This window comes from Sphingomonas sp. DMC8 (assembly GCF_056314185.1).
The window spans coordinates 60,354-85,691 of the sequence record NZ_JBQUYV010000005.1 but is presented as its reverse complement, the minus strand read 5'-3'; the positions used below and the strand labels follow the sequence as shown (position 1 = coordinate 85,691).

21 protein-coding genes are annotated in these 25,338 nt (G+C 66.7%); 10 read left to right on the top strand and 11 right to left on the bottom strand.

Translation table 11 applies throughout. The features are described 5' to 3' along the window. The first annotated feature begins 20 nt into the window (after positions 1–20). The gene (locus tag ACT53K_RS11615; RefSeq protein WP_476228813.1) at positions 21–272 is read left to right on the top strand and encodes a hypothetical protein; all 252 of its coding nucleotides are present in this window, start codon (positions 21–23) and stop codon (positions 270–272) included. Positions 273–341: 69 nt separating this feature from the next. On the opposite strand, the gene ACT53K_RS11610 is transcribed toward ACT53K_RS11615, so the two are convergent. Then, positions 342–3,314 carry a TonB-dependent receptor domain-containing protein gene (locus tag ACT53K_RS11610; RefSeq protein WP_476228812.1) on the bottom strand — a complete coding sequence of 991 codons (2,973 nt, stop codon included), beginning with the start codon at positions 3,312–3,314 and terminating at the stop codon, positions 342–344. A gap of 296 nt (positions 3,315–3,610) precedes the next feature. Here ACT53K_RS11610 and paoA point away from each other — a divergent pair, with 296 nt between their 5' ends. The 3 genes from paoA to paoC are packed head-to-tail and all read left to right on the top strand — an operon-like array spanning position 3,611 to position 7,413. After that, positions 3,611–4,255 carry an aldehyde dehydrogenase iron-sulfur subunit PaoA gene (paoA, locus tag ACT53K_RS11605; protein WP_476228811.1) on the top strand — a complete coding sequence of 215 codons (645 nt, stop codon included), beginning with the start codon at positions 3,611–3,613 and terminating at the stop codon, positions 4,253–4,255. Next, positions 4,252–5,202, top strand: a complete 951-nt coding sequence (locus tag ACT53K_RS11600) for an FAD binding domain-containing protein (RefSeq protein ID WP_476228810.1) — start codon at positions 4,252–4,254, stop codon at positions 5,200–5,202. The genes paoA and ACT53K_RS11600 overlap by 4 nt, the downstream gene beginning before the upstream one ends. Before the next feature lie 3 nt (positions 5,203–5,205). After that, the gene (gene paoC, locus ACT53K_RS11595) at positions 5,206–7,413 is read left to right on the top strand and encodes an aldehyde oxidoreductase molybdenum-binding subunit PaoC (protein ID WP_476228809.1); all 2,208 of its coding nucleotides are present in this window, start codon (positions 5,206–5,208) and stop codon (positions 7,411–7,413) included. Between the two features lie 144 nt (positions 7,414–7,557). Here the strand turns inward: paoC and ACT53K_RS11590 are convergent, their stop codons facing one another. From ACT53K_RS11590 to ACT53K_RS11565, 6 genes are all read right to left on the bottom strand, one after another. Then, entirely contained in the window at positions 7,558–7,938 is a 381-nt protein-coding gene (locus ACT53K_RS11590; RefSeq protein ID WP_476228808.1) for a VOC family protein, read from the bottom strand. A gap of 359 nt (positions 7,939–8,297) precedes the next feature. Beyond that, complete coding sequence (argF, locus tag ACT53K_RS11585; protein WP_476228807.1) at positions 8,298–9,215, bottom strand: ornithine carbamoyltransferase; 918 nt, start codon at positions 9,213–9,215, stop codon at positions 8,298–8,300. Positions 9,216–9,419: 204 nt separating this feature from the next. After that, positions 9,420–10,616, bottom strand: coding sequence for an acetylornithine transaminase (locus ACT53K_RS11580; protein ID WP_476228806.1), 1,197 nt, complete (start codon positions 10,614–10,616; stop codon positions 9,420–9,422). 128 nt (positions 10,617–10,744) lie between these two features. Further along, the gene (locus ACT53K_RS11575; RefSeq protein WP_476228805.1) at positions 10,745–12,112 is read right to left on the bottom strand and encodes an HD-GYP domain-containing protein; all 1,368 of its coding nucleotides are present in this window, start codon (positions 12,110–12,112) and stop codon (positions 10,745–10,747) included. A 75-nt stretch (positions 12,113–12,187) separates the two neighbouring features. Further along, a complete protein-coding gene (locus tag ACT53K_RS11570; RefSeq protein WP_476228804.1) occupies positions 12,188–13,564 on the bottom strand; it encodes a patatin-like phospholipase family protein in 1,377 nt (458 codons plus the stop codon). A 106-nt stretch (positions 13,565–13,670) separates the two neighbouring features. Then, positions 13,671–14,510, bottom strand: a complete 840-nt coding sequence (locus tag ACT53K_RS11565) for an ABC transporter permease (RefSeq protein WP_476228803.1) — start codon at positions 14,508–14,510, stop codon at positions 13,671–13,673. A 52-nt stretch (positions 14,511–14,562) separates the two neighbouring features. Between ACT53K_RS11565 and ACT53K_RS11560 the strand changes: the two genes are divergently transcribed. Further along, positions 14,563–15,240 carry a GcrA family cell cycle regulator gene (locus ACT53K_RS11560; protein ID WP_476228802.1) on the top strand — a complete coding sequence of 226 codons (678 nt, stop codon included), beginning with the start codon at positions 14,563–14,565 and terminating at the stop codon, positions 15,238–15,240. A 42-nt stretch (positions 15,241–15,282) separates the two neighbouring features. Here the strand turns inward: ACT53K_RS11560 and ACT53K_RS11555 are convergent, their stop codons facing one another. Beyond that, a complete protein-coding gene (locus ACT53K_RS11555; RefSeq protein WP_476228801.1) occupies positions 15,283–16,971 on the bottom strand; it encodes an SPASM domain-containing protein in 1,689 nt (562 codons plus the stop codon). Between the two features lie 145 nt (positions 16,972–17,116). On the opposite strand from ACT53K_RS11555, the gene parE reads away from it, so the two are divergent. Then, positions 17,117–19,096, top strand: coding sequence for a DNA topoisomerase IV subunit B (parE, locus tag ACT53K_RS11550; protein ID WP_476228800.1), 1,980 nt, complete (start codon positions 17,117–17,119; stop codon positions 19,094–19,096). A gap of 45 nt (positions 19,097–19,141) precedes the next feature. Here parE and ACT53K_RS11545 read toward each other — a convergent pair whose 3' ends face one another. After that, positions 19,142–19,555: a hypothetical protein gene (locus ACT53K_RS11545; protein ID WP_476228799.1), complete on the bottom strand. Its 414-nt coding sequence runs from the start codon at positions 19,553–19,555 to the stop codon at positions 19,142–19,144. 88 nt (positions 19,556–19,643) lie between these two features. Between ACT53K_RS11545 and ACT53K_RS11540 the strand changes: the two genes are divergently transcribed. Both ACT53K_RS11540 and ACT53K_RS11535 read left to right on the top strand, forming a co-directional pair. Beyond that, a complete protein-coding gene (locus ACT53K_RS11540) occupies positions 19,644–19,898 on the top strand; it encodes a hypothetical protein (RefSeq protein ID WP_476228798.1) in 255 nt (84 codons plus the stop codon). After that, entirely contained in the window at positions 19,898–21,703 is a 1,806-nt protein-coding gene (locus tag ACT53K_RS11535) for a hypothetical protein (RefSeq protein ID WP_476228797.1), read from the top strand. The genes ACT53K_RS11540 and ACT53K_RS11535 overlap by 1 nt, the downstream gene beginning before the upstream one ends. On the opposite strand, the gene ACT53K_RS11530 is transcribed toward ACT53K_RS11535, so the two are convergent. Then, the gene (locus ACT53K_RS11530; RefSeq protein ID WP_476228796.1) at positions 21,693–23,834 is read right to left on the bottom strand and encodes a TonB-dependent receptor; all 2,142 of its coding nucleotides are present in this window, start codon (positions 23,832–23,834) and stop codon (positions 21,693–21,695) included. The genes ACT53K_RS11535 and ACT53K_RS11530 overlap by 11 nt on opposite strands. A 186-nt stretch (positions 23,835–24,020) precedes the next feature. Then, positions 24,021–24,653 carry a PEPxxWA-CTERM sorting domain-containing protein gene (locus ACT53K_RS11525; RefSeq protein ID WP_476228795.1) on the bottom strand — a complete coding sequence of 211 codons (633 nt, stop codon included), beginning with the start codon at positions 24,651–24,653 and terminating at the stop codon, positions 24,021–24,023. 353 nt (positions 24,654–25,006) lie between these two features. On the opposite strand from ACT53K_RS11525, the gene ACT53K_RS11520 reads away from it, so the two are divergent. Both ACT53K_RS11520 and ACT53K_RS11515 read left to right on the top strand, forming a co-directional pair. Further along, positions 25,007–25,210 carry a type II toxin-antitoxin system VapB family antitoxin gene (locus ACT53K_RS11520; RefSeq protein ID WP_476228794.1) on the top strand — a complete coding sequence of 68 codons (204 nt, stop codon included), beginning with the start codon at positions 25,007–25,009 and terminating at the stop codon, positions 25,208–25,210. Continuing rightward, entirely contained in the window at positions 25,207–25,338 is a 132-nt protein-coding gene (locus ACT53K_RS11515) for a hypothetical protein (RefSeq protein ID WP_476228793.1), read from the top strand. The genes ACT53K_RS11520 and ACT53K_RS11515 overlap by 4 nt, the downstream gene beginning before the upstream one ends.

Genomic DNA, 25,338 nt, shown 5'->3' with positions numbered 1-25,338 from the left:
TTCGGGCGTAGGAAGCGCCGATGCAACTCGACGACCAGCTGCTCCGCTATTTCGGTACCACCGACCTCGGCTCCCTGACCCCGCCCGCGCTGGCGACGGGGATCGACCGGATGAAAGTCGATCTGGGACTGGAGACCGATCGCGGCCGCCGCTTTGCGCTATGGGCGCTGCTGTTCATGCTGGGCAGCGCGCCGGACCTCGACGCGACCTTCGAGGACGAAGCCGATCGCGAAGCCGCCCGCAACTTCATGGACCTTTCCGACGCTGGTTGATGCCCGTCATACGAAAAAGGGCGGCGCACCATCGGTACGCCGCCCCAGTTTCGGAGACACTTGTTTTATTTAGAACTTCAGCCGTGCACCCAGCGTGTAGGAGCGGCCGATCGGATCATAGATCGTCGGGAAGGTGTTACCGCTGTTGTAAGAGGTACCGCCTACGCCCGAACCGACCAGCGGCGGCTGGCGGTCGAACAGGTTGTTCACCGTCAGCGTCAGGTCGAAGACCTTGGTCGGGCTCACCCGCGCCGACAGATCGAAATAATCATAGGCCTTGATGCGCTGGAACTGGGTGAGGATGGTCGACGGGTTGGGCCCGCCCGGCTGGGCGACATTGCCCGGCAGGCGCGTCGCGAGATACGGCTCCAGCTTCACGCTGCTATAGTGCGTCCACAGCAGCGAGATGTCGAACAGCTCGCGGCCATAGGTCAGGCGACCGTTCCAGCGCCACTTGGCGCGCGGATTGGTGCAACCGCTGGCGCTGTAATAGCCGGTGCAATCGCGGTTGATCGCGTTCGGCGTTGCCTGGAAGTGGTAATAGCTCAGGCGCGTGCCTTCGAAGCCGATCGAGACCGTGCCCGAATCCTTGATGCCCAGATCGTCGAGCCGGGTCGACTGGTTGATGCCGAAGTCGACGCCCGCCGTTTCGATAACACCCAGGTTCGAATAGGACAGGATCACGCCCGGCGTTTCACCCGCACCATTCAGGCTACCGGTCAGCGGATTGCGGCCGATCAGCTGGCAGAAGGCGTTGTAGCTGAAGCTGGGGTTCAGCGCCGCCGAATAGCAGCCATTCAGAATGTCTGCCTGCGCCGGCTGGGTGATCGCATTGCGCACCCGGATGTTGAAATAGTCGATCTTGGCCGAGAAACCCTTCAGCGCGCGCGGCGTGAAGACACCGCCCAGCGTGAAGGTCTTGGCGCGTTCCACACCCAGATTGCGGTTGCCCGACGTGGTGTTGTTGATCTGGCCCGAGGTCGGCGCCGGGATCGAGCCGATCGTGTTTGCAGGCGCACCCGTCGCAATGCAGAGCTGTGCCAGCCCCCCCGACACCGCGCCCTGGCACGGATCGACCGTCAGGTTGCCCAGGCCCTGCACCGGCGACTGGAACAGTTCCTGGATGTTGGGCGAGCGAACCGCGACCTGATAGGTGCCGCGCAGCTTGAAGCCCTGATAGGGCTCCCACGAGCCGCCGGCCTTCCACGTCGTGCTGCCGCCGGTGGTGGTATAGTCCGAATAGCGGATGCCCGCTTCCGCGGTCAGGCGATAGAAGAACGGACGATCCTCGACCAGCGGCGCGATGACTTCGCCGAACACTTCCTTGACGCTGTAGCGGCCGGTATCCGGCGGCGTACGGGCGCCGGTGCCGAGCACCTCGCCCTGGATCTGCGAGGGGCCGTCCGGCTGGCTGGCGGCGGTGATCTTGCGATATTCGCCGCCGACCGCGAACGCGACCTTGTGCGTGGCGAACGGCAGCGTGAACAGGTCGCCCGACAGGCTGCCCGTCACCACCGTCTGGCGCACCTTGCGGTCGATGATCGCGTCGAGGTCGATGAACGCCAGCTGGTCCTGCGTGATCGAACCGTTCGGACCGAACAGGTTGAGCGGCACGCAGTTGTTGCTGGTGTCGGCACAACGCACGGTGCCCGAGGGCGTACGATAGGCGCGCAGGGCCTGCTGCACCTTGCTGAACGACCCCCAGTTCATGCGGGTCTGATGCTGGTTGGTCTCGCCATATTGCGCCGAGACGTCATATTTCAGGCCGCTGACGATGTCGCCGCGGAACCCGGCCTGCACCTGGAACATCTGCGATTCGAAGGTGTTGCCGCGCGGGCCATATTCGGTGAAGCGGCGCTGCGCGATCACCGGCACTTCGATATAGCCGGGCGTGCCGGGGCCGCCCTGCACTGCCGCTGCAGCCGAGCAATTGGCCGCCGAGATGCTGCGCGCGTTGCAAAGCTGGTTGCGGATGCCGGCCGGCAGATACGGGTTGTTCAGCGCCAGCTGATAGGTGTTGCCGAACGTGCCCGACGAAGCGAGCTGGGTCGCCACTTCATTGCGGCTGTACATGCCGGTCGCATAGAATTCGATGCCGTCGGCAATCTTGTAGCGCGCCGCCGAATAGGCGTTGATGCGGTCGAGCGGCGTCTGGAAATAGGTGCCGATATTGGTGTTGAACGTGTCCGCCGCGGTCGCCGCCTGGAGCAGGCCGGTCGTGGGGTTCACCACTGCGCCGAAGCTGCTCGCCGGCAGGCCCAGGGCTGCATTGGTGGGCGACGCGAAGATCGTTACCTGGGCCGTGGCGGCGCCGCTGAACAGCCCGGTCGTCGAGCTGATCGGCACCTGGCTGATGCTGCGATCGAGGTGCAGCAGCGGATCGGCCTTGGTGTAGCCGACGCTGAAAACCACGTTGCCGCGATCTTCCGCGAAATTGCCGCCGACGACGAGATCGGCCTTGAAACGCGCCGTGTCGCCACGTTCAGAAATGCGGTAGCTGGCCGAAACATCGAAGCCCGAAAAGTCGCGCTTGGTGATGAAGTTGACGACGCCCGCAACCGCGTCTGCACCATAGGTTGAAGACGCGCCGCCGGTCAGGAGCTCGACACGCTGGAGCAGCGCGACCGGAATATTGTTGGTGTCGGTCAGGCCGTCGAGACCGTAAGGCACCAGTCGGCGGCCGTCGAGCAGCACCAGCGTACGCTGTTCGCCGATGCCGCGGACGTTCAGCGTCGAAGAGCCGTCCGAACCGTTATTGACCCCCGCACCGATAGAGGGGCGGATCGCCGGCAGGTTGCGCAGCAGATCGTCGGCCGTGCCCGGCTGGCGAAACTGGATTTCCTGCTGACCGATGACGCTGACCGGGCTGGCGAGCGCGAGATCGGGGCGCACGATGCGCGAACCGGTAACGACGACCTCGGTCGCTTCCTCGGCCGGCTTGGCGGCCGACTCGGCCGGAACCTCTTGCGCATAAGCGGGCACTGCGAAGGCGCCGACCAGCACGGTCGAGGCGAGCAATATGTGTCGCATGGAGAAAGACATGATTGTCCCCTTTGATGTTCTGGACGCAGCTGACGCGCCCGCCCGCTTGCCGGGCTTGTGGTGCGGTCAAGGTGCACTGGCTGCTATTGAATGCAACCTTTTGGACATGTCCAGAAACAAAACGTCACACAACTGAAGTCAAGCGACACAAAATCGCAACCTGTTGCATTGCGGCATCAGCGCCTGCTCCCACAGACAGGTTTGCCGACGCCGCGATCGGCCGCTACCATCAGGCTTGGGAAACCACTTCAGGAACTCAGTGCTTTAGGCGCGCGCACGCCCAGGGAAGGAAGCCGATGGCAACACCACGCGATTTCGCGCTGTCGCGTCGCGACATGCTGGTTGGCGGCGCTGCTGCCGCCGCCACGACCTTACCCGCCGCGTCTGCCGCAAAGGAGCACCCCCGCATCATGGCGTCCGATCCCGAACCGTTGCCCGTATCCCTGACGGTCAACGGCACGCCGCACAGCCTGAAGCTCGACGGCCGCACGACGCTGCTCGATGCGCTGCGCGAACATCTGCACCTGACCGGCACCAAAAAGGGCTGCGACCATGGCCAGTGCGGCGCCTGCACGGTGATCGCGGGCGGGCGCCGGATCAACGCCTGCCTCAGCCTGGCGGTGATGCATGACGGCGACAGCATCACCACCATCGAGGGGCTGGGTTCGCCCGAAGACCTGCACCCGATGCAGGCCGCCTTTGTGAAGCATGACGGATACCAGTGCGGCTATTGCACGCCCGGACAGATATGCTCGGCGGTTGCCGTGCTCGACGAGATCAAGGCCGGCGTGCCCAGCCACGTCACCGGCGACCTGACCGACGCGCCGACGCTCAGCGCGATGGAAATTCGCGAGCGGATGAGCGGCAATATCTGCCGCTGCGGTGCCTATTCGAACATCGTCGAGGCGATCCGCGAAGTCGCCGGGCGGAGGCAGGCATGAAGCCTTTCACCTATAGCCGCGCGACCAGCCCGGCTGATGCCGCAGCCCAGGCCGCCAGCAAGCCCGGGGCGAAGTTCATCGCGGGCGGCACCAACCTGCTCGACCTGATGAAGCTGGAGATCGAGGCGCCGGCGCACCTGATCGACGTCAATCGGCTGGCGCTCGACAAGATCGAGGAGACGCCGGAGGGCGGCCTGCGCATCGGCGCGCTGGTCCGCAACACCGATCTCGCCGCCGACAGCCGGGTGCGGCGCGACTATGCGGTGCTGTCCCGGGCGATCGTCGCCGGCGCCTCGGGCCAGTTGCGCAACAAGGCGACGACCGCCGGCAATCTGCTCCAGCGCACCCGCTGCCCCTATTTTTACGACACCAACCAGCCGTGTAACAAGCGCAAGCCCGGCAGTGGCTGTGCCGCGGTCGGCGGGTTCAGCCGCCAGCTCGCCGTGATCGGCACCAGCGAGGCGTGCATCGCCACCTATCCCGGCGATATGGCCATCGCGATGCGGCTGCTCGACGCGACGGTGGAAACGGTGAAGCCCGATGGCAGCACCCGCGCCATTCCCATCGCCGACTTTCACCGCCTGCCCGGTGATACGCCGCAGATCGACAACACGCTGCAGCCCGGCGAGCTGATTACGGCGGTCACCCTGCCCAGGCCGCTGGGCGGCAAGCATTTCTACCACAAGGTCCGCGACCGCGCCTCCTATGCCTTTGCGCTCGTGTCGGTAGCGGCGGTGGTCCAGAAGGACGGCACCGGCCGCGTCGCCTTTGGCGGCATGGCGCACAAGCCGTGGCGCGTGGAAGCCGCCGAGGCCGCCCTGCCCAGGGGCGCCGCCGCCACCGCCAAGATCGCGTTCGCCGGTGCCACGCCGACGCACGACAATGCCTTCAAGCTGCCGCTGGCCGAGCGCACGCTCGCGGCGGTACTGCACGACGCAAGGGGCTGAGCCATGAAGTTCGACACCCCCGCCACGACCAATCCGATCGACCGGCTGAAAGTGGTCGGCAAGGCCACCGACCGGATCGACGGCCCGCTCAAGACCACCGGCCGCGCGCCCTATGCCTATGAGCGGCATGATGTCGCGCCGGGGGCCGCCTATGGCTATGTGCTGGGCGCGGCGATCGCCAAGGGCCGGATCACGGGCATGGACCTCAGCGCCGCCAAGACTGCGCCGGGCGTCCTCGCGATCGTCACCGCAGAAAATGCCGGCAAGCTGACCAAGGGCAATTTCAACACGGCAAAGCTGCTCGGCGGACCGGAGATCGAGCATTACCACCAGGCCATCGCGCTGGTGGTGGCCGAGAGCTTCGAACAGGCGCGCGCCGCCGCCGCGCAGATCCGCGTCGACTATGCCCGCACCAAGGGCCGCTTCGACCTTGCAGCCGAAATGGCCGATGCCGTCCTGCCCAACCCGGACTTTGGCGGCCCGGCCGAGAGCAAAGTCGGCAATTTCGACGGCGCCTTTGCCAGCGCGCCGGTCACGCTCGACACCCGCTATTCCACGCCGGACCATTCGCACGCGATGATGGAGCCGCACGCCTCCACCGCGAAATGGGAAGGCGACCAGTTGCTGCTCTGGACCTCCAACCAGATGATCAACTGGAGCAAGGGCGATGTCGCCAGGACGCTCGGCATCGCCAAGGACAAGGTGCGGCTGATGTCGCCCTTCGTCGGCGGGGGATTCGGCGGCAAGCTGTTCGTCCGCGCCGATGCCATTCTGGCCGCGCTGGGCGCCCGCGCCTGCGACCGGGCCGTCAAGGTGGCGCTGCAGCGGCCGCTGATCGCCAACAACACCACCCACCGCCCGGCTACGATCCAGCGCATCCGCATCGGCGCGACGAAGCAAGGCAAGATCACCGCGATCGGCCATGAAAGCTGGTCGGGCGACCTGCCGGGCGGCGGGCCGGAAACGGCGGTCAGCCAGACCCGGCTGCTCTATGCCGGCGAAAACCGGCTGACCGCGATGCGGCTGGCCGTGCTCGACCTGCCCGAGGGCAATGCCATGCGCGCGCCGGGCGAGGCGCCGGGCATGATGGCGCTGGAAATCGCCATGGACGAAATGGCGGAAAAGCTGGGTCTGGACCCCATCGAGTTCCGCGCGATCAACGATACCCAGGTCGATCCCGAAGCGCCGAACCGCCCCTTTTCGCAGCGGCAACTCGTGCAATGCATGCGCATCGGCGCCGAAAAATTCGGCTGGGCAAAGCGCAGCCCCGTGCCCGGACGGCACCGCGAAGGCCGCTGGCTGATCGGCCATGGCATGGCGGCTGCGTTCCGCAACAACCTCAACGGCAAGTCCGCCGCGCGGGTGCGGCTGAACGGCCAGGGCGTGGTGACGGTCGAAACCGACATGACCGACATCGGCACCGGCACCTACACCATCCTGGCCCAGACCGCGGCGGAGATGATGGGCGTGCCGCTCGACAAGGTGGTGGTGCATCTCGGCGATTCGAGCTTCCCGATCTCGGCCGGATCGGGCGGTCAGTGGGGCGCGAACAGTTCGGCGGCCGGCGTCTATGCCGCCTGCACTGCCCTGCGCGCCAAGGTGGCGACGGCGCTGGGCTTCAATTCGGCCGATGCCGTGTTCGAGGACGGAAAGGTCCGTGCCGGCAACCGCACCGTGCCGCTTGCCGAGGCCGCCCGGGGCGGCGAACTCGTCGCCGAAGACAGCATGGACTATGGCAACCTTGCCGAGAAGTTCCAGCAATCGACCTTCGGCGCGCATTTCGTCGAAGTTGCCGTCGATGCCGCCACCGCCGAGGTGCGCGTGCGGCGGATGCTGGCGGTGTGCGCCGCCGGGCGCATCCTCAACCCCAAATCGGCGCGCAGCCAGGTGATCGGTGCGATGACCATGGGCGTTGGCGCCGCACTAATGGAAGAGCTCGCGGTCGACAAGCGCTTCGGCTTCTTCGTCAACCACGATCTCGCCTGCTATGAAGTGCCGGTCCATGCCGACATCCCGCACCAGGACGTGATCTTCCTCGACGAGACGGACCCGACCACCTCGCCGATGAAGGCCAAGGGCGTGGGCGAACTGGGCCTGTGCGGCGTCGGCGCGGCAGTGGCGAACGCAATCTACAATGCCTGCGGGGTGCGGGTGCGCGATTATCCCATTACGCTGGACAAGCTGTTGCCGGAAATGCCTGCATTTGCTTGATTTCTCGAAACTTCTCAGCCCCCGGGTGATCGCGATGGCAGCACGCCCGGCGGCGGCGAAGTTTAGGAAGTTTAGGCCCGAACATCGTTTTTGGTGATCGAAGTTGCGGGTCCGGGCCGATCCGCAACGGGCGATGGGAACCGCCTAAGCCGGCATCAGCTCCGACGGCCAGCCGACCCGGACCAGCATGCCATCGGGTCCGGCAATGCCGACTTCATACATCCCCCATTCGCGATGCCGCAGCACGCCGCCGGGGCGGATAACCAGATCGTCCACCCGCGCGGCGATGGCGTCCACCTCCGGCGTCCGGATGAACACGCCGAACGGGTTGTGATCGGCGGGCACCTGCCAGGGGCCGGCGCCGGCCTGGGTCAGATGCACTTCGCAGCCCCAGCCGGTCATGATCGCATATTGCGTATCGCCGCCCGTCCGCTCGAACCCGAGCCGCTCCCAGAAGGGGATGGCGGCAGGAAGGTCATTGTGCGGGACAATCGCGAAGGCACCAATGGGTTCAGGAATCGACACAGGCGTCTCCAATCGGAGGGTGTTCTAGCTGATTGCGTCGCGGGCGACCATCCGACCTGGCGACAGGCAACAGAACTGAGCCGACGATGACAAAGAGCGTGGTTGCTGATTTTACTCGGCACATATGGGGAACATTCGCCCGACCGCAAGGGTCATCCCCTCCCCTGGCCCCTCCCGCAAGCGGGAGGGGGATATGGCGCGCGAGCGGCGACGGTCGGAATGTCATCCTCCCCCGGGGAGGTGTCAGGCGCAGCCTGACGGAGGGGGCGGCAGCACGACGGCTGGAGCGTTTCTGGCATCCTCCCCCTCCGTCGCGTTCGGCGCCACCTCCCCCTCGCGGGGGAGGATTATTTCCGCATTCAAATCTGGCCGAAGCACCAGCGCAGGACGGATTTCTGGGCGTGGAGGCGGTTTTCCGCTTCCGGCCAGATCAGCGATTGCGGGCCGTCGATCACCGCGTCGGTCACTTCCTCGCCGCGATGCGCAGGCAGGCAGTGGAGGAACCTCGCGTCGGGCTTGGCCGCCGCCATCAGCGCCTCGTCGACCTGGAACGGCATCATCGCCTTGAGCTTGGTTTCGGCATGGGCCTGGCCCATCGAAATCCAGGTGTCGGTGACGACGATGTCGGCGCCTTCCACCGCTTCGCGCGCAGTGCCGACGACGCGGGCGCGGCCCTTGCCCCGCGCCAGATCGGCGTCGCTCGGCTGATAGCCCTGCGGGCAGGCGGCGACGACATCGAACTGCATCAGCCCGCCGGCTTCCATGATCGAGGCCAGCACATTGTTGCCGTCGCCCAGCCACGCCACCTTCAGGCCCGGCAGCGCCTTGCCATTCTCCAGGATGGTCAGCAGGTCCGCCATGATCTGGCAGGGGTGCGAGGCGTCGGTGAGGCCGTTGATGACCGGCACGCTGGCGTATTTCGCCATGTCGATCACCTTCTGGTGATCGTCGGTGCGGATCATGATCGCATCGACATAGCCCGAGAGCACGCGCGCGGTGTCCGCAATGCTCTCGCCGCGGCCGAGCTGCATCGAGCCGGCGTCCATCACGATGCTGGTGCCGCCCAATTGGCGGATCGCCATGTCGAACGAAACGCGGGTGCGGGTGGAGTTCTTCTCGAAGATCATCGCCAGCACATGCCCGGCGAGCGGGGCGTCGGCGTCGGCCTTGCCCTTGGGCCAGCCGGCGCGGGCAGCCTTGCGGGCCATCGCGTCGTTCAGCATCGCCGCGATGGCATCAGGTCCGGCATCGGTGAGATCGATAAAGTGGCGGGTCATACGGTCCTCGTCGGGCAGCATGCTGAAAGAAAGCGAGACCTTCGCATGTCCCCCTCACCCTTCCCACCGCCTTTGGCGGCGGGCCCCTTCCCTCTCCCACAAGGGGAGAGGGAGTTTCGATCCCCGCTCCCTCTCCCCTTGTGGGAGAGGGAGGGAGCCGCGAAGCGGCGGAAGGGTGAGGGGGACTGGAAGGCCCCCGATGCGTCAGTTCTGGCCTTGCACCGCAAAGCTGCGCGCGCCGGCGCTCAGCTTTTCGACGGCTTCGGCGATGTGGCTTTCGTCGATCACCAGCGGCGGCAGGACGCGGAAGACGTTTTCGCCCGCCGCGACCGTCAGCAACCCGTGATTGTCGCGCAGATGGGCGACGAAGTCGCGGCTGACCGCCGGCTCTTTCATCTTGATGCCGAGCATCAGCCCCTTGCCGCGGATTTCCTCGAACAGATGGTCGTGGTTGGGGATCATCTGCTCGAACGCCTGGCGCAGCCGCTCGCCCATCGCGGTGACATGGTCGAGGAAGCCGGGCTCCTCCATCACGTCGAGCACCGCCATGCCGGCCGCCATCGCCAGCGGGTTGCCGCCATAGGTGGAGCCGTGGGTGCCGGCGACCATGCCCTTGGCCGCTTCCTCGGTCGCCAGGCAGGCGCCGAGCGGGAAGCCGCCGCCGATGCCCTTGGCCGAGGTCATGATGTCGGGCGTGATGCCGTAATGCTCATAGGCCCACATCTTGCCGGTGCGGCCGTACCCGCACTGGATTTCGTCGAGGATCAGCAGCAGGCCGTGCTCGTCGCACGCCTTGCGCAGGCCCTGGATGAATTCCGGCGTACCGGCGGTCATGCCGCCCTCGCCCTGCACGGTTTCGACCAGGAAGCCGGCGGTCTCGTCGTCGATCAGCGCCAGCGCCGCGTCGAGATCGTTGAACTTCGCATAGGCGAAGCCGGGCAGCAGCGGCTCGAACCCGTCGCGCATCTTCGGCTGGTCGGTCGCCGAAATGGCACCGAGCGAACGGCCGTGAAAGGCGTTCTTGAAGGTGATCAGCTTGTGCCGCTGCGGGTTGCCGTTGGCGAAGTGATAGCGGCGCGCGGTCTTGATCGCGCACTCGATCGCCTCGACGCCCGAATTGGTGAAGAACACCGTATCGGCAAAGCTGTGCTCCACGATGCGCTTCGCCAGCGCCTCGCCCTGGGGCGAGCCGTAGAGGTTCGACACATGCATCAGCGTGGCGGCCTGATCGGCGATCGCCTTCACCAGATGCGGATGGCCATGGCCGAGCGCGTTCACCGCAATGCCGGCGGCGAAATCGAGATAGCGTTCCCCTCGTTCCCCGATCAGGTAACAGCCCTCGCCTCGCACCGGCCGCACACCGCACCGCGGGTAAACGGGCATGAGCGGAGTGATGGCCATGGGAACTGTACCTCCTGAAAAGAGAGCAAAAAGCTGGGTGAAACTCCAGAAACGCAAAAGGGCGGCCTACCGGACCGCCCGGACCGGATGTTTAGTGCCGCCGCCAGACAGGGTCAACACCTGCCCTTTCAGCCATGCATGACCAGCGCCTGCAGCGCGGCGAAGCAATCGCCGTCGATCGCCTTGCCGACTTCGCCCGCTATGATGGCCAGCGCCTGCTCGACCGGCATGGCGGCGCGATAGGGGCGGTCCGCGGTGAGCGCGTCGTAGAAGTCGCACACGGTGATGATCCGCGCTTCCCGCGCGATCAGCATCCGGTCTAGCCCGAGCGGATAGCCGCGCCCGTCGAGCCGTTCATGGTGCGCCCCGGCCACCGCCGCCATGTCGCGCAAGGGGCCGATGCGGGAAAGGATGGCGGTGGTGTGCGCGGCGTGGCTGCGCATCTCCTCCCACTCGGCGTCGTCGAGCTTGCCGGGCTTTTCGAGCACCCGGCTGCTGACCGCGAGCTTGCCGACATCGTGCAGCATCGCGCCACGCCGGAGGGTGCGGAGCTGCCCACCAGTGAAGCCCAGCGCCGCGCCGAGCCGTTCCGAATAATGGCCGACGCGGCCCGAATGGCCGCCGGTATAAGGGCTCTTGGCATCGATCACTGCGCCGAACGCAGCGGCGATGTCGTCGAGATAGTCTTCATCGACGGCCACCCGGTCCTCGGCCGGCTCGAAGGCGCGGACGCGCGCCTCGAGGTCGGGATGGGCGACATCGGCCCAGAAGCCGGGCTCGACCGCGAGCGACAGGAAGCATTGCACCAGCGCGGGATCGAACCAGCTGCCCGAGCGGAGGCGCACTTCCTCGCACGCAGCATCGGGCCCCGCAGCGGCGTGGAACACATCGGCGATCTGGGCGAGCAACGCGAGCTGCGCCGCCAGCGGAATGGCGGGGCCGGCAAGGCCGAGCGGCTTGCCGCTGCCGTCCCAATGCTCGTCGAGCGCGGCGATGGCGAGTGCCACCGGTTCGGGGAAGCGGAGCTGGCGGGCGATGTCGGCGCCGCGCGTGCAGCGCGTCTGGATCAGGTCGCGCGCGATCGCGCTGCCGTCGCGCAGGATGGTGAGGATCGCCCGCGCCCGCGCGCCCAGCCCCTCGCCCCGCCCGGTGCGGGTGAAGACGAAGCGGAGCGTCGGGCCGAGCCCCTCGCCCACCAGCTTGAAGTCGTGCTTGAAGCTGCGATCATCGGCCAGATACAGCTCGGCGATGCGCGCGGCGTTGCTGCTGCAGCCGAGATCCTTGAGCAGCGTGGCATAATAGACGGTGCGGCGCTCGCCCGCGTCCAGCCCCAACGTCAGCGCCATCCGGCTGGCGATCCAGCAGGCGCGCAGCGAATGGCCGGCCGGCTGCCCCTCGGTCAGATCGAGCGCGTAGGAAAAGGCGCCGAGGATTTCGGCAAGCGAGGTGGTGTCGCCCTGCGCAATGTCGAACTGGTCAGGGGAAGCATGAAACATCGCGACACTCCGGAAAGGAGCGGCGGACGCTAGACGGCGCGGATTAAGACAAGGTGTGCAGCCGGCCGCCCCCGATTACGGCGCAACATGATTCCACATCTGACGCACGCCCCGCGAGCGGCCATAATCGGCAGTACAGGCCATGTACCAGGGATCGAACTGTATCGGATGCGATTTCGCGTCGATCGCCTGCCACTGCGAACAGGTCTTCCCCTCAAACACATGGTCGTTGGGATTTTCCCCGCCGGGAATGAAGGCATTGCTGAGATAGGCCATGTGGAGCGAATTGGCGACATCCTTCAGCCGTTCGACATCCGCGACCGAGAACAGATAAACCTGGGTTTCGAGCAGATCGACGGCACGCAGCGCCGCGCTCGGCGCGCTCCAGCGCTGCATCGGCTGATCGGTGCCGCTCCACGTGCCCGCATCGAGCGTGGTATTGACCATCAGCGTAATGTTGGTGCCGCGCGCATCCTCCCGCAGCGCGCGCAGCACCGGATCGAGGAACACGCCGAAACGCGCCCCGCCATCCATATACATGTCGGTCGATTTCGCAGTCTGCAGCGTTACCGGCGGCACCCCCGGCGGCACCGAGGACGAGGCCAGCAGCGCATCGACGTAACAGCCCTGCAATTGCTGGAGCGTGGCCGGATCGTTGGTCGACAGCGTCCGCGCCGCCAGTTCGGTCATGTCGATGCCATAGCCATGGCCGTCGTCGAGATTGCTCACCCCGACGAACAGCTGGCGCTTCTGCTCGGTCCATTGCTGACCAATTTCGCGCAAGGTGCCGATCGTCATGATCGCCAGCAGCCGCTTGCGCAGCGGCGCGAAGCTGGCGCTGGACCCGTCGAGCACCGCGCCGAGCACCGCGCCGCCGGTGCGCACGCGCATCAGATTGGCTTCCTTGTCGATCGAATAGGCAAGCACCAGATCGCCGACATTCGAGACGCCCGGCTTTACCTGAAACTGCCCGGGCTTCGAAAGCGGCCCGTCGACCCAGCGGTAATCGGTGCGGTCGGCGGGCACCGGCTGGTTGGCGAGGAACAACAGGCTGCTCTGAAGCGAGCCGGTGCTGACGCCGGTGACGATATCGTAGCTGGGCAGCGTGCCGAGCCCATAGAAATAGCCCGCGCCGAACGCGCCGTGCGGACCACCGCCGCTGAGCACCAGAAACTGGTCTCCCGGCGCCGAATTGGGCAGCGACGCCTTCAGCGCGCGGCGCTCGGCAAGGCGCTGTTCCAGCCGCTGCCCGACGGGATCGTTCTGCGTCGCGGCGAGCATCGCCAGCCGTGCGGCCTTGCGGCCATTCGGCCCGTTCCAGTCGCCGGGCCCGACGCTGAGGGGAATCGTCTGATAGTTGCAGCCGACAATCGGCTTGGGCCGCGACTGGCTGCACCCCGCCAGCATCAAGCCCGCCAGCGCGACAGCCATCGCCATCCGCACGATCCGCATAGTCCCGCCCCCGCTAGAACATTTCGTTGCGGGAACAACATAGACCAGCGCGCGCGCCGGCGCCCGGTCTAGTGAAACCATTGTGGCGCTTTTCGCGCCGCGCGATTCAGCTCTTGATCTTCCAGCCGCGCCGCAACAGCGTGTAGCAGGCCAGCCCAAGCACCACGTCCAGCGCCAGGATCACGCCGCTGCCCAGCAGGATCGGCGAATCGGCGACGCCCAGAAAGCCGTAGCGGAAGCCCGAGATGATGTAGAAGAACGGGTTGGCATGGCTGATCGCCCGGAACAGCGGCGACAGATTCTCGACCGAATAGAAAGTGCCCGACAAGAGCGACAGCGGCGCCACCACGAAATTGGTGATCGCAGCGGCATGGTCGAACTTTTCCGCCCAGATCGAGGTCATCACCCCCATCAGCGCCAGGAACAGCGAGCCGAGGAACCCGAACCACAGCACCGCCCAGAGATGCGCCGGGAAGACATGCACGCCCCACAGCGCCATCGCCAGCCACACCGTGCCGCCGACGCAGAAGGCGCGCGTCACCGATCCGCCGGCCAGCGCCGCCAGCATCTCGCCGGTCGACAGCGGCGGCATCAGATAATCGACGATGGTGCCTTGGATCTTGCCGACCAGCAGCGAGAAGCTGGCATTGGCGAAGGCGTTCTGGAGCATCCCCATCACGATCAGGCCGGGGGCAATGAAATCGGCATAGTGAATCGGCCGGCCATCCAGCACCAGCATCCGCCCGCCGCCGCCCAGCGCGACCGTGAAAATCACGAGGTAGAGCAGCGTGGTGACCGCCGGTGCCCACACCGTCTGGAGCTGCACCTTGAAGAAACGGCGCACCTCCTTGATATAGAGGGTGCGCAAGCCTCCCCAGTTGACGTTGCGAATCACCGGAACGCCCGGCTCGGGAAGCTGTGAACCGATTTCGGGGTGGCTGCTCATGGCGCGATCGCGTACCCGCTGACGCAGCCGCCCGCAAGACGAAGGAAACGAAGTGAGCTGGACCGACGAGCGTATCGAGACGCTGAAGAAGATGTGGGACAGCGGCCTGACCGCCACGCAGATCGCCGAGGAACTGGGCGGCGTGTCGCGCAATGCCGTGATCGGCAAGGCCCATCGCCTTGGCCTGCCCTCGCGCCCGTCGCCAGTGAAGCCGAACGAAGCCAAGGCCGCTGCGCCGGCCGAACCGAAACCGGCACCCGCGCCCAAGCCGGCGCCCGCGCCGCGCGTTCAGGCCGAAGCGCCTGCACCGCGCCCGGCAGCACCCGCGCCCGCAGCGCCCGCCGCCCCGGCCGAACCGGCAGCCGCCGCCGATGCGGAGCCGCGCGCGCCGCAGCCGGTGCTCCGCTCGGTCGGCCCCGGCGGCTTCATCCGCCAGAATCCGGGCGAGCAGGCTCCGCCGATCGCCCCGGCCCCGCCGCGCCGGCTGGTTCCCGCCAAGCCCAGCGACGCGATTGCGGGCAAGACGACGCTGCTCGACCTGAATGACAAGATTTGCAAATGGCCGCTGGGCCATCCGGGCGAGCCGGACTTCCATTTCTGCGGCGAGAAGGTGAACCCGGGTTTCCCCTATTGCGTCGAGCATTGCGGCCACGCCTATCAGGCGCAGCTGCCCCGCCGCGACCGTCGCCCGGCCCCGCCGATGCCGTTCGGCACGCCGCGCGCGCGGTAAGCCCTCAAAATCCTCCCCCAGCCGCCTGGGGGAGGATTCACATCAGGCGGCCAGCACCGCCTCGCCGCCGAGTGCGGCGGCTTCCGACAGGCGATAGCCCGCCTGTTCTTCAAAGCCGAGTTCGCGCAGGCTGGCGGCTTCGATACGCAGCAGATCCACATCCTGCGGAAAGCGGATGCGCCCGGCAGCACATAGCGCGACGCGGCGCGCAGGGTCGGCCGCGGCATCGCGGATCGCCTCCGCCCACTCCTCGCGGCTATATTCGGTGCCCAGTCCGTCCGAAGGCAGCTCGGTTTCGAACGCCAGCTTGCGCCAGCTTGCCACGTCATAGAGGTGCGCCAGCGGGTCACCCAGAATCGGGTGGCGCAGCGTTTCGAGGAACGCGCGGTACAGCGGGTGGCCGGGATCGCCGACATTCTTGCGCGGGAAATCGGCCGCCAGATGCCCGCCGGTATTCTGCATCATGTAGAGCCGCATCGAGTCGGCGCCGAGCGTCTGCGCCAGCTGCACCAGCGCCGGCATTTCATGATAATTGTCGAGCTGGATCGTCGCGTTCAGGTGGAACTCGCAGAAATCGCCCTTGGCGCGCTTGGCGGCGATGAACTGCAGGTTCGGGTAGAGCTTGTCCCACTTCCCCGGCCGGCGAACCACGTCGTAGACCCAGGGCGTGCACGAATCGATCGAGACGTCGACCAGCGGGCGATAGCGATCGAGCCCGGCATATTGCGCCCAGCGCATTTCGCCCATCAGCAGCGCGTTGGTGTGGATGTTCAGATCGACATCGAGTTCGTTGTCGGCGAGATAGCGCAGGATCGAGCGATAATGCGGGCTCGACCAGGGATCGCCCTGACCCGACACTGAAATCCGGATACGCCCCTCGGCATTCAGAAGCGGCTGGAACACCTGCTGCTCGATGATCTCGAAGCGCCGTTCCTGCGCCTCGTCCGCCGCCAGAATGCCGCCCCGGCACGACGGGCAGGCAAGGTTGCAGGTCACGTCATGCGCGAGGAACAGCCAGCGGGGCGCTTCCGCCATATGGGTTCGGTTCTCGTCGATCGCCGCGCGCAGCACCGGATCGGTGATGTCGTCGCGCAGCGGCAGCGCGTCTTCGTTGATGAGCGTGCAGCGCTGCTTGTTGCAATAGCGATAGGAGCCGTCGAGAATGCTGGCGCGCATCGCCTGCGAGGCCGGGCTGTTCCAGATTTCCTCGAACGTCTGCCCTTCCAGATGACCGAGCCGCTGTTGCGTCCAGATCGAGCAGCAGGGCGCGACGGTACCGTCCATCAGCGTTTCGAACTTGACGAACGGCGCCTCGCAGAAGCGGGCGGACAGGTCCGGCGACTTTTCGGTGCCGAACCGCTCGACGAAGAAGATCGCGCCCGCCGTCTGCGCGCAATGCGGATATTGGGCGAGAAGCTCGCGCAGGAAGGTCGTCCCGCGATTGCGGTCCACCGACAGAGCATAGAGCATGCCGCCGAGCAGGTTCAGCGTCTTGCGCACCAGGCCCGTCTGCTGCGGTTCGAGCAGGACGATCAGGTCGCGCAGATCGGCCACGTCGTCATGCTGCGCGGCGTCCGCCAGCAAGGGCCATACTTCCGGATGGTCGAGCCCGTCGGCCAGGCGATCGACCAGATTGCTGAGGATCGGGAAGAACGGGCTCTGCGCCGGATCGACGGGGGCCGCCGTTTCCTGCGCCTGCTGCTGTTCGCTGGTTCCGGGAAGATAGGACATCAAAGACTCCGCTGGGCTTCTCCCCATTTTAGGCGCGGCGGAACGGCGCGGGCCGATCTAGGCAAATTTTTCCTACTGCCCTCCCACCACCGTCCGCATTCCACCCGCCTTGCGCGCCCTGCCCGGCGCCCCCTATACGTTCCGCATGTCCGACGACCTTTTCGACGCCGGCGCCGCGCCCGGCGCCAACAGCTATGATGCGTCCTCGATCGAAGTGCTGGAGGGGCTGGAGCCCGTCCGCCGTCGGCCGGGCATGTATATCGGCGGCACCGACGAGCGGGCGCTGCATCATCTGGCGGCCGAAATCCTCGACAATGCGATGGACGAGGCGGTCGCCGGCCATGCCAACCGCATCGAAGTGACGCTGGCCGCGCCCAACCGCATCACCATCACCGACAATGGCCGCGGCATGCCGGTCGATCCGCATCCGCGCTTTCCGGACAAGTCGGCGCTGGAAGTGATCCTGTCGATGCTCCACTCGGGCGGCAAATTTTCCGGCAAGGCCTATGCCACCTCGGGCGGCCTGCACGGCGTGGGCGTGTCGGTGGTCAATGCGCTGTCGGTCGATACGGTGGTGGAGGTGGCGCGGGACCGCCAGCTCTATCGCCAGCGCTTCAGCCAGGGGAAGACGCTGGGGCCGCTGGAGCATCTGGGCGGCACGCCCAACCGGCGCGGCACCAGCGTGGCCTTTACGCCCGACACCGAAATCTTCGGCGACATGCTGTTCAAGCCGGCGCGACTGTACAAGCTCGCCCGGTCCAAGGCCTATCTGTTCGCGGGCGTGGAAATCCGCTGGAAGTGCGATCCCGCACTGATCACCGACGATACCCCGGCCGAGGCGGTGTTCCAGTTCCCGGGCGGCCTCGCCGACCATCTGAAGGAACAGGTGGCGGGCCGCGAATGCGCGACGGCCGATTTCTTTGCGGGCGCGCAGGAGTTTCCCGACAGCCAGGGGCGTGTCGAATGGGCAGTCGCCTGGCCGCTGTGGAGCGACGGCAGCTATAGCTGGTATTGCAACACCATCCCGACGCCCGATGGCGGCACCCATGAACAGGGGCTGCGCCAGGCGCTGGTGCGCGGCCTGCGCAGCTTCGGCGATCTGGTCGGCAACAAGAAGGCCAAGGATCTCAACCCCGACGACGTGATGACCGGCTCCGAGCTGATGCTGTCGGTGTTCATCCGCGAGCCGCAGTTCCAGAGCCAGACCAAGGACCGCCTGACCAGCCCCGAGGCGACCGCGCTGATCGAAAAGGCGGTGCGCGACCATTTCGACCATTTCCTCACCGACAATATGGAACGCGGCAAGGCGCTGCTCGGCTATGTGCTGGAGCGGATGGACGATCGCCTGCGCCGCAAGCAGGAGCGCGAGGTCAAGCGCAAGTCCGCCACTTCGGGCCGCAAGCTGCGCCTGCCGGGCAAGCTGACCGACTGTTCGGCCGACAGCCCCGAGGGCACCGAGCTGTTCATCGTCGAGGGTGACTCGGCCGGCGGGTCGGCCAAGCAGGCGCGCGACCGCAAGACGCAGGCGATCCTGCCGATCCGCGGCAAGATATTGAACGTCGCCAGCGCGACTTCGGCGAAGATCCTGGCCAATCAGGAAATCGCCGACCTGATCCTGGCGCTGGGCTGCGGCACCCGCAAGGACTGCGACGCGGCCCAACTGCGCTACGAACGCATCATCATCATGACCGACGCGGACGTGGACGGCGCGCATATCGCGACGCTGCTGATGACCTTCTTCTTCCAGGAAATGCCCGATCTGGTGCGCAAGGGGCATCTGTATCTGGCGCAACCGCCGCTCTACCGCCTGACCGTGGGATCGAAGAGCCTCTACGCCCGCGACGACGCCCACCGCGCCGAGATCGAGGCAACCGCGTTCAAGGGCAAGAAGGTGGAAGTCAGCCGGTTCAAGGGGCTGGGCGAGATGAACCCCAACCAGCTCAAGGAAACCACCATGGACCCCGCCACCCGCGGCCTGCTGCGCGTGACGCTGCCCCAGGAATATGAGGAGCGGGCAGGCGTGAAAGATCTGGTCGACCGGCTGATGGGCAACAACCCGGCGCACCGCTTCGCCTTCATCCAGGAAAATGCGGCACGGCTGGACGAGGAAGTTATCGACGCCTGAGGGGGTGTTCCCCTCCTTGCGAAGCAGGAAGGGGCGATATGTACCTCACTGTTGCGAGGCGCTGACCTCGACGATCAATACGCGGGCGATGCCGGGTTCGACGGCCTTCGCCGCCTCGGTCAGGTCGTGATCGAGTTGCGCGACGTCCACCGCGCGCAGGCTGGACGCATCGAGCCGGGCGAATTCGAGCCCCGCCGCCACGATCGCGGCGCGCACTTCCGGCATGGTCTGGCCGAGCTTCTGCTGCGTTTCGGCATTGCCGGCGTCGAGCACGATCTTGAAATTGAGGCTGCCGCTGACGCGCGCGGCATCGACGATCGGCACGGTCATCTTGTCCATCGGCACCAGATGCAGGTCGCCCCCGCCCTCGCCGCCGCCCGAGGCCCGTGCCGTTCCCGCAGGCAGGGGCGCAAGCGCCAGTGCCATGCCGAACATCGCAAGGGTTCGCGTGTGCCGCACCGATTATTCCTCCGCAAGTTGCTGGGGCCACGCCGATTCCGGGCCGCACTCATCCTATAATAGGGGTGAACCGCTTAACGGATTACCAATGAGTCACGATCAACGCCCCGGTAAGATTCGTGTCGTCCAGGACGATCGCCGCCCGGGCGGAACCGGCGCCGCCGCCGCGAACGGTGGCGCTTCGGCGGGCGCCGGCGCCTCCGGCGCAGCCAATGCCGTTATCGAAGGCAATGCTGCGCCGGCCAAGCCGGCCGGCCTGCCGATCGTCCCTGCCCTGCTGTTCCTGATCGCCTGCGCGATCGGTGGTGGGCTGGGGGCATTTCTGCTGACGCGGGGTCTGTGATGCGCGCCCTGCTGGTTGCGCTGCTCGCGAGCGGCGCGGCGATTGCCGCCGATCCCAAGCCGCCCGAACCCGCGCCCTCGCCTGCCGCCAGCGCGGCGGCAGCGCCGGCTGCCGAACCAGCGCCTGTAAAGAGTCCCACCGCGCTGCCACCCTTCGCCGCCGAGCTGGCGCAGATGGACATGATCGAGGGCGAAGGCGACTGGCCCGAGCTGACCGACGATGCGGCCTGGGCCGCGCTCATTTCCGCCACGCCGGAAACGCGGCAGCTCGCCCGCTGGCGCTATGCCGGGTCGCTGATCCGCCAGGGGCGCGGCGCCGATGCCTTTGGCGTGCTGGAGACGATGCGCGGCGACGACGAGGATCTGGCGCTGGTCGCCCAGTTCCAACTCGCCACCGGCGCGGCGCTGACGCTGATGGCGCGCGACAAGGAAGCGGTGCAGGCGCTGGCGCTCGACGAACTTTCGGGCAATGCAGAAGGCTGTGCGTGGCGGATGCGCGCGCTGGCGCATAGCGGCAACGATGCCGCCGCCGCGCGCGAGATCAATTGCGCGATCCCGGCAATCAATGGCCGGCCCGGCTATGAACGTCGCCCGTTCACCCTCGCGGCGGCACAGGCCGCCATCGCCGTGGGCCAGGCCCGCCCGGCGCTCGCCTGGCTGAAGCTGTTCCCCGATACCGACCCCAATGCCAATCTGCTGCGCGGCCGCGCGCTGATGGTGCTGGGCGATCCCGAAGGCGGCCAGTTGCGCTTTGCCCGGGCCGAGCGCAGCGGCACCCCCGAAGTGATTGCCGGCGCACAACTGGCGCGCATCCAGGCCGATCTGGCGCTGCACCGTGTCGGCCCGGACGAGGCGATCAAGCGGCTCGATGATCTGCGCTTCGGCTGGCGCGGCGGCACGATCGAGGAAACCGCGCTGCGCATCGAGTATGGGCTGGCGCGCGAGCAGCATAATATGCGCGCAGCGCTGCGCTGTGCGGCGACGCTGTTCCGCTATTTCCGGCCCGGCCCCGAGGCAGCGCAGATGCTGGCGGAAGTCCAGGGCTGGCTGTCGGCGATTCTGGCGCCGGACAGCGGCGTGCCCCTGCCCGAGGCGGCGGGGCTCTACTGGGACTATAAGGAACTCGCGCCATCGGGTGCGGAGGGCGACGCGCTGGCGCTGCGACTGGCCGGGCGGCTGGAGGCCGTGGGGCTCTATGCCCGCTCCGCCGAATTGCTCGAATATCAGCTGATGCAGCGGCGGCAGGACGTGGCGCAGGGGCCGCTTTCGGTGAAGGTGGCGACGCTGCATGTGCTCGCCGGGCGGCCGGACCGCGCGCTCGACACGCTGCGCAATACCGAACAGCCCAGCTATACCGACGCGATGCGCTGGGACCGCAAGCGGATCGAGGCGGTGGCGCTGCACCGGCTGGGCCGCGACGATGCCGCCGTCGCCGCGCTGGACGGCGTGCCCGATGCCGCGAGCGTCCGCGCCGAAATCCATTGGCGCAACCGCAACTGGGGCGCATTCGTCACCGAAAGCGAGCCCGCCCTGCCTTCGCCCAAGGGGCTTACCGCCCCCGGCCAGGCCGCTGTGCTACGGCAGGCAGTGGCGCTGGCGATGCTGGGGCGCGAGGACAAGCTGACGGCGCTGCGTGCCCGCTACGGCGCGGCATTCAAGCTGCTGCCCAGCGCGCAGGCATTCGACATGCTGACCCAGCCCGCCACCAAGATCGATCCCGCCCGGATCAGCGCAGCGATGGGCGCCATCCCGGAAGCCAGCCCGGCCGGGTCGATCGGCGACCTGCTCGACGCGCCTACAGGCTGAAGCGCAACGTGACGCGAATGTCGCGGCCGGCAAGCGGGGCATAATCCTTCAGATAGCTGCTTGCCCGCCGCGCGTTCACGTCCAGAAGATTGTTCGCCGACAGCATGATGCTCGTCCCCGGCATGGCGGAGAAGGGCTTCAGGTTCACCGATGCGTTGACCATCGTATAGCCGCTGGTGCGCGTCTCGAACGCGGCGATGCGGTTCTGGGTGAAGACATGCTCGACCTCGAACCGGCCGCTCAGCCGGTCCGACTGCGCCTCGATACCGCCCAGCACCCGCGCCGGCGGAATGCGCGGTGCCGGCCCCTGATCGACGATATTGGCGTGGACATAGTCGCCGAGCAGGTCGGCGTTGAGCGTATAGCCGCCCAGTTGTGCCAGCCGCAGCGATCCTTCGGCCTCGAACCCGTAATAATGCGCATCGGCTTGCGTGAACTGGAAGCACGGCAGGTCCACCGTTCGCCCGCTGGGCGCCGCAGCCGCCGCGCACACCGACTGCGCCGTCTGGGCGTCGGAGATATAGTTGGAGAACCAGTTATAATAGGCCGAGCTGTCGAAGCTGTAGCCGTCGCCATGCGCGTGCAGCGTCGCTTCGATCCCCCAGCTCTTTTCCAGCCGGAAGCCGGGGCTGCCCAGCTCATAGGCTTCGGTGCCGCCATGCGGGCCGTTGGCGAACAGTTCCTCGGCCGACGGCGCGCGTTCGGTATGCGACAGGTTCAGGCCGATCCGCACCGCGCTGGAAATACCGTACGAGGCGCCGACCGAGCCCGACACTGCATCGAACTGCCGCTTGCCAGCGAAGAAGCGCGCGTCGCCGGTAGGTGTGTCGGCAGACAGGTCGGTGCGCTCATAGCGGACGCCCGCCTCCGCCTTCACCCGGCCGAGATCGAGCTGCTGGAGCGTGAACAGGCCGATCTGGCTGGTCTGGCTCTTGGGCAGAAACGCCTCGTCGCCTTTCACGTCGAAGTTGCGGCTGAAATATTGCACGCCCGACGCGCCCTTCCAGGCGCCATGATCGGCCTGGACCAGCTCCAGCCGGCCCTCCAGCCCCTTGTTGTAGAAGGCGGTGCCGATCGCGCCATCGGGTTCCAGCTCGAAATGGCGGTACTGGGCGAAGCCCGCCCGCAAGCGCACCTTCTGGAGCAGGGCACCGTCGGCATCGACTTCGGCGCGCAGATCGAGCCGGTTCTGCACCACGTCGAGTCTCGGCGATTCCTGGCCGTCGCCGGGCCGGGTCGCGAAGCGGATCGGCACGCCGTACAGGCTGTCATAATGGCTGTAGGACAGGCCGAGATTGCCGCGATCTGTGATGATCGCCGCACCGACACCGGCAGTCCAGGTCTTGGAAGCGGTATTCGGCAGCGTGCCGCGCACCGCCGCATTGGCGGCGAAGTCGATCGGATCGGCCGGCGCGGCCTTGGCACTGGCCAGCGCTTCGGCGCGCTTCGCATCGGTCAGCGCATAGCCGCCGATCTTCAGGTCATCGGTCTTGGTGTAGGAGCCGTCGGCGTGGAGGACGAGCAGCTTGCCGACGGCAACATCGCCGGCACCTCCCACCGAACGCTCGTTCGCGGCCGAGCCATAGGTGGCAATGGTGTTGAGCCGATAGCCCTTTTCCGGCACCGAACGGGGAATGCGGTTGTCGATCACATTGACCACCCCGCCCATCGCCGATGACCCGAACAGCAGCGCCGAGGGGCCGCGCAGCACCTCCACGCGCTCGGCGAGCAGCGGGTCGATGATAACGGCATGGTCGGCCGAGGTGTTCGACACGTCGATCGAGCCGATCCCGTCGGTGAGGATGCGCACGCGCTCGCCCTGAAAGCCGCGCAGGATGGGCCGCGACGCGCTGGGGCCGAAGGAGCTGGCGGAAACGCCCGGCTGCCGCGCCAGCGTCTCACCGATGGTGGGCCGCAAATCCCGCGTCAGTTCCTCGCCGCGGACGACCGAGGTGCCCGAAAGCACATCGGCCTCGCTCTGGCGATAGGGCGCGGTGATGATGATCGCCGCATCCTGCTCCTTGTTCTGCTGCGGGGTCTGGGGAGCGGCTGCATTGTCCGGGTCTGCGAGGGCAGCATGGGCCGGAGAAGCGAGGAGAGCGGCGGAAGCAAGCAAAGCGGTACGGAACATGAAGGGCAACCCCGGCTGCGTTTCTAATGCGTTGCCGTCAGCGCCTAACATCTATGATATAATACAACAATACACATCGCGAAAATTTTCCGCGCTGCAACAAAATGAAACGCGCGGCCGGGCATGGAATAGCCCGGCCGCACACCGTGCTGCCCTCCCGCAGGACAGCAGCATGGTTCCGACAGCTCAGGCGATGGCTGCGCGCACCGAACGCCGGTGCCGAACCGCCGCGCCGACAATGGCGAACCCGCCGATCATCAGCGCCCAGTTCGCCGGCTCCGGCACGCCCGAGGCGCCGAGCACCACGTTCACCGTGGCATTGCCGATCGTGGTTCCGGTCAGGTCAGGCGCACCGAATACGGTGGTGAACGCGCCCGCCGCCTGGCTGGTCAGCGCCAGCGACAGGTTGGAGCCCAGCGTGAACAGCGGCACCACGCCCAGCGCCGTGCCGTTGGCCGTCGCCGTGCCGCGCACCAGACCGGCGGCGGTATCGATTTCGAAATTGCCGATCTGCAGCAGGTTGCTGCCGGAGCTGAAGTTCAGGCCAGAGCCGGCATGTTCCACCAGCAGCGCATTGGTAGCGTCATTGCGGCTGCCGCCGGTGACAAGGAAGGTAGCGACCGGATTGCTGGTATTGCTGGTCCGGGTGATGCTGGCCGTTCCCCAGGAAGACAGCGACAATCCAAGGCTGGCAAAGGTCTGCGCGGCCGTCAGGTCAACGGCGGTCCCCCCGCCCAGGATCGGAGCGGCAGAAGCCGCGGCGGGTGCAAGCAGGGACGCTGCCAACGCCGTCAAACAGGTTGTAGTGAGTGTACGCATGACTTCCCTCTCAACTGTTGGTTCCGCCATCGCGACTGCACGGGAGTGAGCCCTTCGCGAGGGCATGGCCAAAGCGCGCCCTCTGCAGGGGTGTTCCCGCAGGCCGCCGCGCAAATCGGGCGGCCCGCCCGCTGATGATCGTAAATCACTGATTTACCATCATTTCCGTAAAGCCGCACCCGGCCCATTTGCGACGAACGGTGCAGCCTCTGCCTGAAAGCGTGTACGGGCGCCCGCGCGGTACCGGAAGAGCTCGGCCGCCCCGCCGGCCTCGCCTATTCCCCCATGCTACAAACCGGCATTGGAATATGCATCAATTGATGCCATTATCGTGCCTGCGAGGAAAAACGCCGATGCGAACCACAATTGCTCTCGACGATGCGCTCGTCGCCAAGGCCCAGGCATTTACCGGCCTCAAGGAAAAGTCTTCCCTCGTCCGGGAAGCGCTCAGCGCCCTGATCGAACGCGAAAGCGCCCGCCGCCTTGCGCGTCTGGGCGGCAGCGAGCCGGATGCCGCGCTCCCGCCCCGTCGTCACCCCGAAAGTGACGCCGCTTGATCCTGGTCGACAGCTCCGTCTGGATCGACCATCTGCGCAGCCACGATGCCGGGCTTTCGGACCTGCTGAACCGGCGGCTGAACGCAGTCGTGCTGGACCTCGGCCTGGCCGCGAGCCACGGGCAATAG